This is a genomic window from Aequorivita echinoideorum, from assembly GCF_018476645.1.
GTDB classification, from domain to species: domain Bacteria; phylum Bacteroidota; class Bacteroidia; order Flavobacteriales; family Flavobacteriaceae; genus Aequorivita; species Aequorivita echinoideorum.
Map to the genome: position 1 here is coordinate 302568 of NZ_JAHCTB010000003.1, position 16891 is coordinate 319458.

Consider the following 16891-nt stretch of genomic DNA (forward strand, 5'->3'; position numbering starts at 1 on the left):
TGAAATATTCAGTTATAATTTTAAAGCCAAAAGAAAAATGCAAGCCACGATCGCTATAATTGAAATACTTAAACCAATGATTGCGAATTTGTAATTTTTCTCAGCCTTTTGAATGAGGATCAAATTTTGCTGGGTCAATTGCTGAAGTATTTCAGCCTGTTTGAGTTCATTTTTTTCAAGAATTTCAATTCGTTTTATCAAACTTGCAGTATCCGCATCCGCGGTATTATCAATTTTTAGTTTTTCCTTTTTATTCGAAGAAAGAACTTTTCCGGCCATTTCGGCCAACGAAATTGCTGTGGGTATAAGGGTTGTCCAAGGAAGCATTCTTAAATTTTATAATGAAAACTAAAGATACTAAAGTAGCGCCCAACCCCAAACAAAAAGCCTCCGATTTCTCGAAGGCTTTATTTATGTGTCAATAACGAAGATTACTCTTCTGTCTTAGCTTCTTTAGCAGCAGGTTTTTTGAACTTATCGTATTTATTTTTGAATTTATCGATACGTCCTGCGGTGTCTATAAGTTTCGCTTTTCCAGTATAAAATGGATGCGAAGAACGTGAAATCTCCATTTTTACCAAAGGATATTCAACGCCATCTACTTCAATTGTCTCTCTAGTTTCTGCGGTTGATTTTGTAAGGAACACATCTTCATTGCTCATGTCCTTAAAAGCAACTAATCTATAATTTTCTGGGTGGATACCTTTTTTCATGACTTTACTGTTTTTAAAATACACGCTCCCGACCTTTCGGAAATGAGTTTGCAAATTTAATATTTTATTAGAAACGAGCAATATAATTATCCATTTTTTTAATTCGTTTCTGGCAATGTCGCAAATGTAACGTTTTGCTATATTTGTCCACTAACTACTTGAACCAAAAAAACCAACATAATTATGGAAACCCAATCACCTTCGATCAAAAAAATTGCCCTTAATTTCGGTTTACTTTTAGCACTTTTATCTATAGTTCTTCAAGTAATTGCTTTTGTTGTCGATGCTCATATTGAAAGACCTTGGTGGCTCACGGTATTGCAGCTCGGTATTTCAATAAGTATAATAGTTTATGCTTTAAAAATTTTCAAACAAGGTAATTCGGGTTACCTTACATTAGGCCAAGCCATAAAAATAGGTCTTGCCATAAGTGTAATAGCCGGAATAGTGGCGGTACTTTTCAATTTTATTTTCATTAATTATATAGACCCAGAATTTGTTGCCAAAACCATGGACTATTCTAGGGAGCAAATGATTGAACAAAACCCAAATATGACGCAGGAACAAATTGATTCAGCTATGAGCATATCTGAAAAATTTATGTCGCCACTCATTATGTCTGCATTTGCAATTATTGGATCATTATTTTTCGGTTTTATAATATCATTGATTGCGGGGGTAATTATGAAAAGAAATCCTCCACAGCAATTTTAAAAATTCTGAATGCAAATTTCCCTCGTCATCCCGCTTCTTAATGAAGACGAATCTTTAAATGAACTTTATCTTTGGATTGCAAACGTTATGCAATCCAATGGTTTTCTATATGAAGTCATTTTTGTTGACGACGGTAGCACGGATAATTCCTGGAATATTATTGATACACTCTCAAGGGAAAATCCACAGGTAAAAGGTATTCGTTTTCAGAAAAACTATGGAAAATCCCAAGCACTGCACGCAGGTTTTTCGATGGCAGAAGGCGATGTGGTGATTACTATGGATGCAGATTTGCAGGACAGTCCAGAGGAAATTCCTGAACTTTACAGACTCATTTCAGAACAAAACATGGATTTGGTTTCTGGCTGGAAAAAGAAACGCTATGATTCCGTAATCAGTAAAAATCTTCCTTCAAAGTTATTCAATTACGCTGCGCGAAAAACCAGTGGCGTGAAGCTTCACGATTTTAATTGCGGACTTAAAGCCTTTAAAAAAGAGGTTATAAAAACCATAGAAGTTACGGGCGAAATGCACAGATATATTCCTGTTCTGGCAAAAAATGCGGGTTTCACCAATATTGCCGAAAAGCCAGTGGAACACCAAGCCAGAAAATACGGAACTACTAAGTTTGGCGCTGAACGCTTCATTAGAGGTTTTTTGGATTTGATAACCATTTGGTTTTTATCGCGTTTCGGAAAAAGGCCGATGCACCTTTTTGGCGCTTGGGGCGCATTAATGCTTTTTGTAGGTTTCTGTTTCGCTGTTTATTTGGGAATTGATAAACTATTTGTGAACCCTACCGGAAGGCTATTGACAGAACGCCCTCAATTTTTCTTGGCACTTACGTCCATGATTTTGGGCACCCAGCTTTTTCTTGTTGGTTTTTTGGGTGAATTAATCCTTCGAAATAAAAAAGATTCGAAAAACTACATCATCAAAGAACGCCGAAACTTCACAGAATAACCGCTTATATTCCTTATTTTTGCACATTAAATTTGATTCATGATTTACGTAGATCCAAAGACGTTGGAACGCGTCAATAAATGGCTTACTCCTTTTTTCGACCAAAAAACCCAGCAACAAATTAAAGATATGATTGCCAACGACCCTGAAGGACTCGAAGACAGTTTTTATAGGGATTTGGAATTTGGCACTGGCGGAATGCGTGGAGTTATGGGGCTTGGCGATAACAGGATCAATAAATATACATTGGGCAAAAACACCCAAGGTCTTTCCAATTATTTAAAAAAGCAATTTCCAAATAAAGAAATTAAGGTTGCAATAGCTTATGATTGCCGCCATAACAGTAAAGAACTGGCGAAGCTTGTAGCAGATGTCTTTTCGGCGAATGGGATTAAAGTTTTTCTTTTTTCTGAATTGAGGCCCACACCAGAGCTTTCCTTTGCAGTAAAAAAACTCGCTTGCCAGTGCGGTATCGTTTTAACCGCATCTCACAACCCTCCCGAATACAATGGATATAAAGTATATTGGGAAGATGGCGGCCAATTGGTTCCGCCGCAGGATGCTGAAATTATTACGGAGATAAATTCGCTTACGTATGAAAACATTAATTTTCAAGCGAATGGAAATTTAATAGAATCTATTGATAGTGAAGTTGACGAAGCATTCGCGGAAGCTTCGGTTAAGAACGGATCTTTTAACACTTCCCAAGAAGCAAAAAACAATTTAAAAATAGTCTTTACCTCGCTTCACGGTACATCGATTACAATGGTCCCGAAGGTTTTGGAAACAGCCGGGTACAAAAATGTTTTCATTGTAAACGAACAGGCACAGCCCGATGGCGATTTTCCCACGGTAAAATCCCCAAATCCCGAAGAACCCGCTGCTTTACAAATGGCCTTAAAATTGGCTGAAAAAGAGCAAGCAGATATTGTAATAGGAACCGATCCGGACTGTGATAGATTGGGAATTGCCATACGCGATGCCAACAATAAAATGGTGTTGTTGAACGGAAACCAAACCATGGTGGTAATGACGCATTTTCTTTTGGAAAATTGGAAAAAATTGGGAAAATTGAATGGCAAACAATTTGTTGCATCTACCATAGTTTCTACACCAATGGTCCAAAAAGTAACCGAAGATTTTGATGTAAATTATTTTGAAGTTTTAACCGGTTTTAAATGGATTGCCAAACTTATAAAAGATCATCCAGAACTTGAATTTATTGGTGGTGGCGAAGAAAGCTTCGGATATATGGTTGGTGATTTTGTTCGGGATAAGGATGCGGTGACTTCAACATTGCTGGCTTGTGAAATTGCCGCGCAGAAAAAAGCAGCTGGTAGCAGTATATTTCAGTATTTAAATGAGATTTACAATACATATGGCAATTACCGCGAGCATCTTATTTCTATTGTGAAAAAAGGAAAAAAAGGCGCTTCCGAAATTTCTGGAATTATGAAAACCTTACGCGAAAATCCGTTTAAGGAAGTTGGCGGAAGCAAAGTCGTAAAAATTGATGATTACTCAATTGGCAAATCCAAAAATATTAATGAGAACAATAGTTCAGAATTAAATATTCCAAAGTCCAACGTTTTGATTTTTCATACAGAAGATGGCAGTAAAATTGCGGTACGGCCTAGCGGTACGGAACCAAAAATAAAATTTTATATAAGCGTGAATTCTTCGGAAAAGGAAAATTTTGAAGCCATTCTCCAACAAAAAATTGAAGCCATTGCCTCGCAACTAAATTTCGGTTAATGAATTATTTCAAAAAAATATTGCGGTACGCGTATCCGTACAAAAAATTCGCATTTCTCAATATATTCTTCAACATACTTTACGCACTTTTCAGTACGCTTTCCTTTGTGGCGCTTATTCCGGTTTTGGAGATCATTTTCAGCAAAAAACGTACGCTGGGACCGAAACCTATTTATGACGGCTTGAGTAACATAAAAGATTATTCACAGGAATATCTTAACTATTTTGTAATTGACAACATCAATAGAAACGGGGAGTTTCAAGTGCTGATGTATATGGTTGGGATTATAATTTCGCTGTTTCTTCTGAAAAATCTTTGCAACTATTTGGCAATGTTCTATTCCACTTTTTTGAGAAATGGAGTTTTAAAGGATTTGCGAAACGATCTGTATAGCAAAGTGATACAATTTCCTCTCGCTTTTTATTCTGAAAAAAGAAAAGGCGACACCATTTCCCGCATTAGCAGTGATGTGGATGAAGTGAAAAATTCTGTGCTTTCGGTTTTGGAAATGATAGTTCGGGAGCCTTTGACAATTATATTTTCACTGGCAACCATGCTTTTCATCAGCCCAAAGCTAACCTTATTCGTTTTTCTTTTTCTGCCTATTTCGGGGTTTTTGATTTCTAGAATAGGAAAATCCCTTAAAAAAGGATCGCTTCGGGTGCAGCAGGAACAGGGTACTTTTTTGTCAATTTTAGAAGAAACCATGGGCGGTTTGCGCATTATAAAAGCCTTTCACGCAGAAAATCTTTTCCAAAAAAAGTTTGAGGACAGCAACGAGCGATTTTATAAATATTCAAATTCGGTTCTCAATCGGCAGAATTTGGCATCGCCGGTAAGTGAACTTTTAGGAATTATCACCATCGGGGTTTTGCTCGTGTACGGCGGTTTTTTGGTTTTTATAGATAACACTTTGGAAGCTAGCTTTTTTATAGGTTACATTATGTTGGCATATAATATTTTAACGCCGGCAAAAGCGATCGCAAAAGCAAGTTATTCCTTAAAAAGGGCAGATGGTTCCGCGCTTCGTATTTTAGAGATTTTAGAAGCGAAAAATACCATTACTGATATTGAAAACCCAATTCAGAAAGAAGATTTCAGCAATAAAATTTCACTAAAGAATATCTCCTTTAAATATGAAGATCAGTACGTTTTGAAAGATTTCTCATTGGAAATTGAAAAAGGAAAAACTGTTGCGCTCGTGGGCCAATCCGGAAGCGGAAAAAGTACGATTGCCAATTTGCTCACCCGCTTTTATGATGTAAATGAAGGCAGCATCGAGATTGATGGCGAGGATATTAAGAATATTTCAAAAAAGTCATTGCGAAGCTTGATGGGCATTGTTTCGCAGGATTCCATACTTTTTAACGATACGGTTGCGAATAACTTGAAGCTGGGTAAACCATTGGCAAATGAAGCAGAATTAAGGGAAGCCGCAGAAATTAGCAACAGTTACGAATTTATAAAAAATCTTCCCGAACAATTTGAGACCAATATTGGCGATAGCGGAAATAAATTGAGCGGCGGGCAAAAGCAACGGTTGAGCATAGCGCGCGCCGTATTGAAAAATCCGCCGATCATGATTCTGGATGAAGCTACTTCTGCATTGGATACCGAAAGTGAGCGATTGGTGCAGGATGCATTGGAAAAAATGATGAAAAACCGAACCTCAATCGTCATTGCCCACCGACTTTCTACTATTCAAAACGCAGATTTAATTGTGGTTCTTTCCAAAGGAAAAATTGTGGAACAGGGCAGGCACCAAGAGCTTCTTGAGCAAAAAGGTGTTTATTACAGTTTGGTTGAGATGCAATCGCTAAACTGAAATTTTAAAAAATCGATTAAACTTTTCCAAAAACCTTTAGTCATACAATCAATTGCAAAAAAGTGGTTGAAGAAAAGGAACTTGTAAATGCATTACAGCAGGAAGAAGCCAGAGAGGCTGCCTTCCGTGAGCTTGTTTCGCAATATAAGGAACGCCTATACTGGCAAATACGCCGAATGGTTTTGGATCATGATGATGCGGATGATGTTCTTCAGAATACCTTTATCAAAATTTATCGAAATATTGGTTCATTTAAAGGTGAAAGCAAGCTGCACACGTGGATGTATCGTATAGCAGCGAATGAATCCATAACCTTTCTCAATAAAAAGGCGAGACAGAAAAATATTTCCTGGGAACAAGTAAAAGATGGCGCCGCAAAAAAACTGGAAAGCGATGTTTATTTTGAAGGGGATAAAATTCAGTTGCTCTTCCAAAAGGCAATTGCCTCACTGCCAGAAAAGCAACAACTCATTTTTACAATGAAGTATTTTGATGACCATACCTACGAAGAACTTTCAGAAATTTTGGAGACCTCTGTTGGCGGCTTAAAAAGCAGTTATCACATTGCGGTAAAAAAAATTACGGAATTTATTAAAACCCACAATGAAACCCTTTAGCATTTTGAAAGTCAAAAGTTAACAATGAAAAAAGAAACCATAAATCCAAAGTTCAAAACACCGGAAGGGTATTTCGAAAATTTTGAGGAATCAATTTTCCTAAGAATTGCAGAAGAAAAATTTCCGAAGCAGACTGGCTTTACGGTACCTAAAAATTATTTTGAAAGCTTTGATGACAGAATTTTAAATAGGGCAACACATAAAAAACCGAAAGTTCTTCCCCTGTTTAAAAAGCAGTATCTGGGCTATGTCGCCGCTATTGCCGCCTGCACCGTCTTGTTGATTTCTATTTTCAATAAACAAGAAATCAGTTCTGCGGATTTCAACAGTATAGATTCCGCCAGTATTTCTTCTTATATTGAAGATGGCAATTTAGATGTTGACATTGAGGATGTTATGGCAATTTTAGATACAGATGAATTAGGTAGCTTGGACTTTCAGGATGAAATTTTTTCACAGGAAAATCTTGAGGAATATTTAATTCAGAGAATTGATGACAACGATTTTATAAACGAAGAATGATGAAAAATATACTGCTGCTCTACTTATTTTTGAGCTCGACCTTTTTGATTGCGCAAAATAAGCACGAAAAAATTCAGGCTTTTAAAGCTGCCTTTATTACTGAAAGAATGGGTTTTACCCCAGCTGAAGCAGAAAAATTTTGGCCTATATATAATGTATATGAAGAAAAATTCCACGATTTACGTAAAAAGAATAAGGATATTCTCTTAAAACTAAAAAAGGGAACTGATGCGCTAACGGATGCTGAAGCGAATGATTTAATTGACAAGGATCTAAACCTCAACTCAGAACGTGCAACACTTGAAATGAAACGCGTTGCAGCGCTTCGAAAAGTTTTGAATCCCAAAAAAATTATCGTGCTGAAAAAAGTGGAGGAAGATTTTAAAAAAGAACTTTTGGAACACTTTAAACGTGGAAAATTCAAAAATGAAGATTAGTTTAATTTTTATAAGTTAGTGCCAGTTAAAAGCCCCGCAATTGCGGGGCTTTTTTTAAAATTTTGGATGCAAATTTCTACATTGCACCCCACTCTTTTAAAGATTTTTGGTTCAGCGCAACATAGTCCTCATTGCCAGCTTTTTTAGCCAATTCCATTGACTTTTTAGCGGCTTCAATGGCACCTTTTTTATCACCAGATTTCGCATAAATTAAAGACTTTTGTCTCATTTGCCAAAATGCTGGCTCAGGATTCATTTCAATGGATTTATCAATCCACGTTTTAGCTTGCTTTATATCTTTTCCGGATTCAAGATAATAAACAGCGGCGGCATAATAATCATTGGCATTTGGGCCTTTCATCACTTTATCTATACTTGCGGAAACGCTTTTGTCTGTATTGAATTTAATAGGCACGCCCACGTAGGTTTTCTCCCAAAGCATTCCCAACATGACGGAATCATTTTTAACATCATCAAAGGTCATCGTATACGTTTCAATATTCATAGGCATCTGCTCCGTTTTCGCAGTAGCTTTTGCAGCCACTTTGCTGTCATCCCATATTTCTGGATTTCCCCAGTTGTTGGTATCAGTATAAAAATATACCTCCCATTCATTTATTCCCGGTTTGGTATAGATGGCGTACGTACCTTTTTTTAAAGGCTTGCCACCTATCTCCACATCTTCACTGAAAGTTATTTTTGTATTGGCATTAGCCCCAGTTCTCCATATTTTATCGTAGGGTACAAGATCCCCCATAATAGTTCTGCCTTTCATTGATGGTCTAGAATACTCAAGGGTAACATCTGTCAATCCCACTTTTTGCTCGATTTTTTGGGATGGACTTGGCTGTGGCGTAGTGATTTGTGCTTGCGTAGCAAATGCCAAAACAAATGCACAAACAAGTAAAAAAGATTTTTTCATTGGTTTAAGTTTTTTAAAATTTAGAAGTCAAACGAAAGTACAACTAGCACTGCTCTTTGACCGTTAAGAAATCCTTAAAAAACAACTCATTTCATAGCATCTTTAATGACGATTTCATAAATATCAATGCATTATAGATCAGACTTTTAAATGTAGGAATTTTGCAATGTTAATCTTTTCCTTATTCGTTTTGTGAAATATATATTGCAGAGTACTTTTATGAAAAAAATAAAGTTATGTTCAAATTTTTAAAAAATATTTTACGATTTCGGGTTACAAATAAGATTGATGATACCAATCTTTATAGACTTGCACGTATGAATCGAAAAGTTTTTACCGGAAGCAAAAAATTCTGATAAATTCTAAATGAAGATTTACAAACTCGATTCAACTCAGCGGTTACCCATTACACTCGATAATGCGTGGAAATTTTTTTCGGACCCAAAAAATCTGAAGACAATAACCCCGGATTATATGGGCTTCGATATTATTTCTGATATCGATAGCACCATGTTTCCAGGCCAAATTATTGAATACATTGTTACTCCCGTTTTAGGCATTAAAACAAAATGGGTTACGGAGATAACTCATGTTACTGAAAATAAATATTTTGTGGATGAACAACGTTTTGGACCCTATGCACTTTGGCACCACAAACATTTTTTTAAAGAAATTGATGGAGGTGTTGAAATGCGTGATGTAGTACACTATAAAATTCCGCTAGGCATTTTGGGCCAAATGGTACATCCATTATTAGTAAAACCCAAGTTGGACGAAATATTTGAATATCGAAAAAATAAATTAATTGAACTTTTTGGAACTCACCAATAAAACTTAAATGGCGAAAAATATTCTACTCATAGGCGGATCTTACGGCATAGGTGCCGAAATTGCGAATGAGCTAAAAAATGAAAACAATATAATAATTGCCTCAAGAAGCAATGACTCACTTCCAGATGGGGTAAAACATATAAAGTTTGATGCGCTTGAAGATGATATAGAAAAGATAGAACTTCCGGATTGCATCGATGGACTCGTATACTGCCCGGGCAGTATAAATTTGAAGCCTTTCAAATCAATGAGTATTGAATCTTTTCGTGAAGATCTGGAACTAAATTTTATTTCATTGGTGCGGGTAGTCCACGGTCTTTTACCTCGATTAAAAAAATCGGATCAAGCAAGTCTTGTATTTTTCAGCACGGTTGCTGTAAAACTGGGAATGCCGTTCCATACTAGCGTGGCGGCCTCTAAAGGAGCGATTGAAGGTTTTGCGAAAGCACTTGCAGCAGAATATGCCCCCAGCTTTCGAGTAAATGTTATTGCCCCTTCTCTCACTGACACACCCTTAGCCGAAAAACTTTTGAATAGTGATTCAAAAAAAGAAAAAATGGCAGAAAGGCATCCATTAAAAAGAGTAGGAAAACGCGAGGATATTGCAAGTGTCGCAGCATTTTTATTAAGTGAGAAATCCAGCTGGATCACAGGACAAATAATTGGCGTGGATGGGGGATTATCAAATTTAAACATTACATAATTTTGGCTGAAAAAGTAAATATTTTCTGGTTTCGACGTGATTTAAGGTTAGATGACAACATAGGATTTTACAAGGCACTACACGGAAAATTTCCAGTATTGCCTATTTTCATTTTTGATACCGAAATCTTAGACGGTCTTCCCGAGGATGACGCCAGAGTTACTTTCATTTTTGAAAATCTTCAAAAAATGCGTTCAGAATTGCAAGAGCATAAAAGTAGCATTGCAATTTATCACGGAAAACCCGAAACGGTCTTCAAAAAAATTATTTCAGAATTTGATGTTCAGCATGTAATTACAAATCACGATTATGAACCGTACGCTCGAGAGCGGGACCAGAAAATCAAAAAATTACTTTCGGAGAAAGAAATTGGTTTTCACACCTACAAAGATCAGGTAATTTTTGAAAAAGACGAAGTGGTAAAAGCTGATGGCGATCCTTACGTTGTGTATACACCGTATATGAAAGTATGGAAGGAAAAATTCAAAAAAGAGTATTCAGAAAAAATTTATTATACCAGCCAGCATCTTGACAATTTGATTGAAAATTCCAGATTGCCCAATCTTTCATTGTCTGATATAGGCTTTAAAAAGTCTAAAATTGAAATTCCGGAATATGATGTTACCCCTACAACAATTCAGGATTATAAAAAAACACGCAATTTCCCCGCGGCTGATGGCACCTCACACCTGGGCCCCCATTTACGATTTGGCACCGTGAGCATCCGCAAAATGATAAAAAAAGCTACGGCCGAAAAAAATGAAACATTTTGGCAGGAACTTATCTGGCGCGAATTTTTTATGCAAATACTCTGGCATTACCCAGAAACTGTAAACAATGCTTTCAAATCAAAATACGATCGCATAAACTGGAGAAATAATAAGGCAGATTTCAAAAAATGGAAGGAAGGAAAAACCGGTTACCCATTAGTTGATGCCGGAATGCGGCAGCTAAATGAAAGTGGCTATATGCATAATAGGGTACGTATGGTCGTAGCCAGTTTTTTGTGCAAGCACTTACTCATTGATTGGCGGTGGGGTGAAGCTTATTTTGCTGAAAAACTACTGGATTACGAAATGAGTAGCAACGTTGGGAATTGGCAATGGGCAGCTGGAAGCGGCGTAGATGCTGCACCCTACTTCAGAATTTTTAATCCCACTACCCAGATTGAAAAATTTGATAAAGACCATAAATATATTAAGGAGTGGGTACCCGAATTTGAAACGGAAGATTATCCTGAAAAAATGGTGAATCATAAAGAAGCCCGTGAAAGATGCCTCAAGACCTATAAAGAGGCGGTTTCTTAATTATCTTTATATCACAAATGTGGTTGTTAAAAAAAATGTAATTGACGCTTAATTTTAGGCACTTCTACACAATTTTACTACTCTTGCACGTTTTAATAATCACCACCAACAAACTCGAAAAATGAAGAAGATTTTAATTGTTGTCCTTCCCCTATTATTTATGAATTGGAATATTTCTGCCCAAGATTCCATTCAAATACGAAAAAATACATTAAATGAGCAAATGATTGATGCTTTTGAAAAAAGCAATAGCTATCAAGAATACAAAGTGATTAAAAAATCACAACTTAATTCACTACGCAAAAATATTTCAGACTCTATTTCAGCTTATGAAAAGGAAATTTCGCAACAAAAAGTTGAGTTGGGAATTCAAAATACAATTATAGATTCCCTGAAACAAAATTTAAAAATAACTAAGGAAAATCTTGACGTTTCAAAGGAAAAAGAGGATGGCATATACTTTCTCGGAATTTTGACTTCAAAAACAACTTACAATACGATTATGTGGAGCATCATTTTGATTTTACTTTTAGCGGGTGGATTTTTGTTTTACCGTTTCATAAATAGTGCGAAAATTACCAATGCCACAGAATTGAAAATGGCAGAACTTGAAATCGAGCTGGAAGATTACCGCAGAAACAGTTTGGAGCGGGAACAAAAACTTCGAAGAAAACTTCAGGATGAAATTAACAAAAACAGAAAACTATAAATTTAGCTTTCTGTCCTTGTAATTTTAGCTCCTATTGCTCGCAGGCGCTCATCAATATTTTCATATCCACGGTCTATCTGTTCAATATTATGGATGGTACTCGTACCTTGCGCCGAAAGTGCGGCAATCAATAGGGAAATACCAGCACGGATATCTGGAGATACCATAGTTGTGGCCTTTAAATTTGATTGAAAATTATGACCAATTACCGTGGCTCGGTGCGGATCGCAAAGAATTATTTTTGCACCCATATCAATCAATTTATCGACGAAAAACAAACGGCTCTCAAACATTTTTTGATGAATGAGAACACTTCCTTTTGCTTGTGTACACACTACCAATACAATGCTCAATAAGTCTGGCGTAAATCCTGGCCACGGAGCGTCTGCAACAGTTAAAATAGATCCGTCAATATATCCCTGGATTTCATATTCGTCTTGCGAGGGCAAATAAATATCGTCCCCCCTTTTTTCAACTTTTATACCCAGTTTACGAAACGTTTCCGGGATAAGTCCTAAATTTTCCCAGCTTACATCTTTTATGGTTATTTCACTTTTTGTCATTGCGGCCAAGCCTATCCAGCTACCTATTTCAATCATATCTGGTAGAATACGGTGGTTGCAGCCCTGCAGGGATTCTACCCCTTCAATTGTTAAAAGATTTGAACCAACACCGTTTATTTTTGCCCCCATCGAATTCAACATTTTACACAATTGCTGAAGATAGGGCTCACAAGCGGCATTGTAGATGGTAGTCACTCCTTTGGCCAAAACCGCCGCCATTACAATATTGGCGGTGCCGGTAACCGAAGCTTGGTCCAGCAACATATAAGTTCCCGTTAAACCATTGGGTGCTTCTACACCATAAAAACGCTCTTCTTTGTTATATCTAAATTTTGCCCCAAGGTTTATAAAACCTTCAAAATGGGTGTCGAGTCTTCTTCTTCCTATTTTATCACCACCGGGTCGTGGAATATATCCTTTTCCGAAACGAGCCAAGAGCGGGCCCACAATCATAATGGAACCGCGCAACGAACTTCCCTCCTGTTTGAAAAGTTCAGATTCAAGGTAATCGAGGTTTAGATCATCTGCAGTAAAGGCGTATTTACCTTTTGCCAGTTTTTGAATGGTAACCCCTAAATTTTCAAGAATTTTTATGAGTTTGTTTACGTCAACAATATCTGGAATATTCTCTATAACTACTTTTTCCTTTGTTAACAAAACTGCGCAGAGTATCTGCAAGGCTTCGTTTTTGGCACCTTGGGGCGTAATTTCGCCATGAAGTTTGTGCCCGCCTTCTATTTGAAATGTTCCCATAAATTATGGCTGAAATTTTAGTATCGTTTCCGGTTGCGGTTATTGGACTTATAATTTTTCTTCCCGGAATTGTTGGTGTTGTACCGTTTTTTATTCTTCAGCAAATCTGATGCATTTGAAAGATCCTCATCGCTGTTCTTTAAATTGATTTTCCCTTCAGATAATTCAAATAAATGATCAAAAATTACCCCATCATCTACCGTATCCTTGTTCCAATTCAAAAAACATTTTTTCATATGGTTGGCGATGGTAAGAATCAGTCCTTCTTTTTTATCGCCTTCTTCCCAACTGTTTGCCACGTCTATCATTCGCTTTATATTATTTCCATAAAAGCGATATTTTGGATGATTTTGTGGATATTTCAAAGGATCCGGGCGTTCCATTAATTCTTCTTTTGAAGGAATTGGGTATGGAGAGTCCACATCCAGCTTAAAATCTGAAATAATGAACAAATGGTCCCACAACATAGGTTGAAAATCTGGAACATCCCGTAAATGTGGGTTCAAGTTACCCATAACGGCAATAATGCTTTTTGCTGTTTTGTTGCGTTCTTCCTTATTTTCCTGGGAAATGGCGTGATCCACCATTTTTTGAATGTGGCGTCCGTATTCCGGAATAACCAATTTTGGGCGCTCAGTATTGTATTCTATTTGAGTTACTGCTTGTGTCAAATCTGTGTAATTAGTGTGGAAATAAATCTATGGAGAGATTAAAATCAATTTACTTGCAAAATAAGGAAATTAAAGCGAAATAACGCCCTCAACGTTCGAAACTTCGAGATATTTTTCAACAACGGCGTCCGGTGATTCCATCATAACCTTAATTGAAACACTGGTATACGTTCCCTTTGTAGAATCCCTGGTTGTAATTTCTGCGCCACTTCCATCAAATATAGCGCGTATTTCCGCAATTTTCTCAAGTTCAGCTGGTATTATGAATTTAAAAAGATAGGGCGAAGGCCATTCTGTATCCTCTTTCAATTGGTTTCTTAAACGTTCGTAAAATTCAGTGGTATTCTTATCTTGATCCATCGATAAAATTTAGGTTTTGTCCTACAAATATACGTTTTCAGTATCAATATATATTTACGTACTTTGTATAAAAAATTGTTGGATTGAAAACAAAAAGAATTGTGATTACTGGCGGTCCGGGCTCTGGTAAAACTTCAATAATCAAATACATTGAGGAAAATGGATTTTCAGTAATACACGAAATTTCCCGAAGCGTTATTCTCGAAGCACAAAAAGAGGGAATTGAACAGTTATTTCTCACAAATCCCATTCTTTTCAGCCAAAAATTATTGGAAGGACGCCTCAAACAATTCCACGATGCTTCAAAATATACCTCTGATTTTTTATTTTATGACCGCGGAATGCCAGATGTTACGGCATATATGGATTTCGTAAAAACCGATTATCCCAAAAATTTTTCACAGATATGTAATGAAAATCGGTACGATTGTATTTTCATACTTCCACCGTGGAAAGAAATTTACCATACGGATAATGAGCGCTATGAAAATTATGAACAAGCTGAATCCCTGTATCATTATTTGTATGCAGCGTATGAAAATTATGGCTACAATGTCATTAATGTACCAGTTGGGAAAATCGCGGAACGCGTAGACTTCATAGTAAATAAACTGAAAAAATAATTGAGCACACCGCACGAAATCCTTTCAAAATTTTGGGGTTATGCTTCCTTCAAACCAATGCAGGAAGAAATTATAACTTCCATTTTAAAGGGAAAGGATACGGTGGCATTATTGCCCACGGGCGGTGGAAAATCATTATGCTTTCAAATTCCAGCGCTCTCACAGGAAGGAATTTGCATCGTTGTTTCGCCATTAGTTGCGTTGATGGAAGATCAAGTGAACAATCTTAAGGAGCGTGGTATAAAAGCGCTCAAGATTACTGGCGGAATTTCCTTTGATGAGTTGAATACTCTTTTGGGCAACGCCCTTTATGGAAATTATAAGTTTCTATACCTTTCTCCGGAAAGGCTTCAGCAGGAAATTGTACAGAATTACATTCGGCAAATGAATGTGAACTTGATCGCGGTTGATGAGGCGCACTGCATCTCACAATGGGGCAATGATTTTCGTCCGGCTTACAAAAACATTACAATTTTAAGAGAGCTGAAACCCTTGGCGCCCATAATTGCACTTACGGCAACAGCAACGCCAGATGTTTTGGAAGATACCATTTCAGAATTGAAAATGGAACTCCCTGAAATTTTCAAAAATTCATTTGTCCGCCGCAATATCTCGTATCAAGTTTTAAAGGAAGATGACAAACTTTATAGAATCCAGCAATTGCTGAAAAGTAATGTGGGCTCCGCGATTGTTTACGTTCGTAGTAGAAGTGGTTCCGTTGAAATGAGTGAGCATTTGAACAAATTGGGTATTTCCTCCACTTTTTATCACGGTGGTATTTCAAACAAGGACAAAAATAAAAAACTTGAAGAATGGCGAACGGGCGCGGTTTCAACTATGGTGGCTACCAACGCTTTTGGGATGGGAATTGACCACCCTAACGTTCGCTTTGTCATCCACATTCAAATACCGGAAAGCTTGGAAAGTTATTTTCAGGAAGCTGGAAGGGCTGGCCGGGACGGAAATTTTGCCACAGCTATTTTAATTTACAATGAATACGATAAAATTTTAGTCGAAAAACAGTTTGTGGAATCTCTAGCTTCCCCAAATGACTTGAAAAAATTATATAAAAACTTGAATAATTTTTTTCAAGTGCCATACGGCGAAGGCGAATTTGTGGAGCACAGCTTCAGCTTTACGGAATTTTGCAAAACCTATAATCTCAATTCGCTTTTGGCCTATAATGGATTGAACAGTCTCGACAGGTTGGGGATTATTCAACTTTCACAGGAATTCGGTAGAAAATCAATTTTGCAATTCATAATTCCGTCGCAACGTTTGCTGGATTATTTTGAAAAAGATATGGCCGCTTCCGTTATCGGAAAGACTATTCTCCGGATTTACGGTGGCATTTTTGAAACGCCAACTCCCGTAAATTTGGACCTTCTGGTATCGAAAACTGGGCAAAATCTCGATAAAATTGTCAATGTTCTAAAAAAAATGGAACAAGATGGCGTGCTGGAAATGTCTTTGCGCACCACAGATTCAAGCATTACTTTTTTGGTGCCGCGTGAGGACGAACGCACGATTAATGTGATCTCACGTGAGGTGGAACAGCTCAATCAAAAAAAGAGAATGCAAGTAAATGCAATGCTGAATTATGTTGAAAACTCCAAACTATGCAGAAGTATTCAATTGGTTTCGCATTTTGGTGAAGTAGATGCGGAAAAATGTAGAATTTGTTCCGTCTGTGCCAAAGAAAATTCAATTTTGACCAAAACCGAAGCGCGATTGATTTCAAAGGAAATTCTTCAACTTTTGGAGGAAAGAGAAATGTCATCACGTGAAATTTCAGAAAAACTTACCTTTAATGAAACAAAGATTATTAAGGTTATAAGACTTTTGGTCGATTTAAAAAAGATAAAATTGAACCTAAAAAATGAATATTATTTAAGGTAATAA

Annotated in this window: 19 protein-coding genes; 13 read left to right on the top strand and 6 right to left on the bottom strand. The window is 36.9% G+C overall.

The genetic code is table 11. The annotated features are described in order from the left end of the window. Positions 1-12: 12 nt before the first annotated feature. Entirely contained in the window at positions 13-327 is a 315-nt protein-coding gene (locus KIV10_RS08185; RefSeq protein ID WP_214113020.1) for a hypothetical protein, read from the bottom strand. Between the two features lie 104 nt (positions 328-431). Further along, a complete protein-coding gene (locus tag KIV10_RS08190; protein ID WP_214113021.1) occupies positions 432-713 on the bottom strand; it encodes a type B 50S ribosomal protein L31 in 282 nt (93 codons plus the stop codon). Positions 714-896: 183 nt separating this feature from the next. Here KIV10_RS08190 and KIV10_RS08195 point away from each other — a divergent pair, with 183 nt between their 5' ends. The 7 genes from KIV10_RS08195 to KIV10_RS08225 all read left to right on the top strand — a co-directional run bounded on the left by KIV10_RS08195 (position 897) and on the right by KIV10_RS08225 (position 7547). Next, positions 897-1427 (top strand): DUF4199 domain-containing protein, encoded by a 531-nt coding sequence (locus tag KIV10_RS08195; RefSeq protein ID WP_214113022.1) that lies wholly within the window; start codon positions 897-899, stop codon positions 1425-1427. 9 nt (positions 1428-1436) lie between these two features. Next, a complete protein-coding gene (locus KIV10_RS08200; protein ID WP_214113023.1) occupies positions 1437-2390 on the top strand; it encodes a glycosyltransferase family 2 protein in 954 nt (317 codons plus the stop codon). A gap of 39 nt (positions 2391-2429) precedes the next feature. After that, a complete protein-coding gene (locus tag KIV10_RS08205) occupies positions 2430-4145 on the top strand; it encodes a phospho-sugar mutase (RefSeq protein ID WP_214113024.1) in 1716 nt (571 codons plus the stop codon). Beyond that, the gene (locus tag KIV10_RS08210; RefSeq protein ID WP_214113025.1) at positions 4145-5971 is read left to right on the top strand and encodes an ABC transporter ATP-binding protein; all 1827 of its coding nucleotides are present in this window, start codon (positions 4145-4147) and stop codon (positions 5969-5971) included. The genes KIV10_RS08205 and KIV10_RS08210 overlap by 1 nt, the downstream gene beginning before the upstream one ends. Positions 5972-6033: 62 nt before the next feature. Further along, entirely contained in the window at positions 6034-6588 is a 555-nt protein-coding gene (locus tag KIV10_RS08215; RefSeq protein WP_214113026.1) for an RNA polymerase sigma factor, read from the top strand. A 24-nt stretch (positions 6589-6612) separates the two neighbouring features. Further along, positions 6613-7110 (top strand): hypothetical protein, encoded by a 498-nt coding sequence (locus tag KIV10_RS08220; RefSeq protein WP_214113027.1) that lies wholly within the window; start codon positions 6613-6615, stop codon positions 7108-7110. Continuing rightward, a complete protein-coding gene (locus KIV10_RS08225) occupies positions 7110-7547 on the top strand; it encodes a sensor of ECF-type sigma factor (protein WP_214113028.1) in 438 nt (145 codons plus the stop codon). The genes KIV10_RS08220 and KIV10_RS08225 overlap by 1 nt, the downstream gene beginning before the upstream one ends. A gap of 76 nt (positions 7548-7623) precedes the next feature. On the opposite strand, the gene KIV10_RS08230 is transcribed toward KIV10_RS08225, so the two are convergent. After that, complete coding sequence (locus tag KIV10_RS08230) at positions 7624-8469, bottom strand: DUF2911 domain-containing protein (protein WP_214113029.1); 846 nt, start codon at positions 8467-8469, stop codon at positions 7624-7626. A 366-nt stretch (positions 8470-8835) separates the two neighbouring features. Between KIV10_RS08230 and KIV10_RS08235 the strand changes: the two genes are divergently transcribed. The 4 genes from KIV10_RS08235 (at position 8836) to KIV10_RS08250 (ending at position 12019) form a co-directional block, all read left to right on the top strand. Continuing rightward, the gene (locus KIV10_RS08235) at positions 8836-9300 is read left to right on the top strand and encodes an SRPBCC family protein (protein ID WP_214113030.1); all 465 of its coding nucleotides are present in this window, start codon (positions 8836-8838) and stop codon (positions 9298-9300) included. A gap of 7 nt (positions 9301-9307) precedes the next feature. After that, positions 9308-10003, top strand: coding sequence for an SDR family NAD(P)-dependent oxidoreductase (locus tag KIV10_RS08240; RefSeq protein WP_214113031.1), 696 nt, complete (start codon positions 9308-9310; stop codon positions 10001-10003). Between the two features lie 2 nt (positions 10004-10005). Then, complete coding sequence (locus KIV10_RS08245) at positions 10006-11310, top strand: cryptochrome/photolyase family protein (protein WP_214113032.1); 1305 nt, start codon at positions 10006-10008, stop codon at positions 11308-11310. A gap of 121 nt (positions 11311-11431) precedes the next feature. Next, positions 11432-12019, top strand: a complete 588-nt coding sequence (locus KIV10_RS08250; protein WP_214113033.1) for a hypothetical protein — start codon at positions 11432-11434, stop codon at positions 12017-12019. 2 nt (positions 12020-12021) lie between these two features. Here the strand turns inward: KIV10_RS08250 and murA are convergent, their stop codons facing one another. From murA to KIV10_RS08265, 3 genes are all read right to left on the bottom strand, one after another. Next, positions 12022-13335, bottom strand: coding sequence for a UDP-N-acetylglucosamine 1-carboxyvinyltransferase (murA, locus tag KIV10_RS08255; RefSeq protein WP_214113034.1), 1314 nt, complete (start codon positions 13333-13335; stop codon positions 12022-12024). A gap of 17 nt (positions 13336-13352) precedes the next feature. After that, positions 13353-14006: a DUF4290 domain-containing protein gene (locus KIV10_RS08260; RefSeq protein WP_214113035.1), complete on the bottom strand. Its 654-nt coding sequence runs from the start codon at positions 14004-14006 to the stop codon at positions 13353-13355. A gap of 69 nt (positions 14007-14075) precedes the next feature. Further along, positions 14076-14366, bottom strand: coding sequence for a DUF493 family protein (locus KIV10_RS08265; RefSeq protein WP_214113036.1), 291 nt, complete (start codon positions 14364-14366; stop codon positions 14076-14078). Positions 14367-14449: 83 nt separating this feature from the next. On the opposite strand from KIV10_RS08265, the gene KIV10_RS08270 reads away from it, so the two are divergent. Together KIV10_RS08270 and KIV10_RS08275 are read left to right on the top strand one after the other, a co-directional pair. Continuing rightward, complete coding sequence (locus tag KIV10_RS08270; protein WP_214113037.1) at positions 14450-14989, top strand: AAA family ATPase; 540 nt, start codon at positions 14450-14452, stop codon at positions 14987-14989. Then, positions 14990-16888, top strand: a complete 1899-nt coding sequence (locus tag KIV10_RS08275; RefSeq protein ID WP_214113038.1) for a RecQ family ATP-dependent DNA helicase — start codon at positions 14990-14992, stop codon at positions 16886-16888. It abuts the gene before it with no gap. Positions 16889-16891 lie beyond the last annotated feature (3 nt).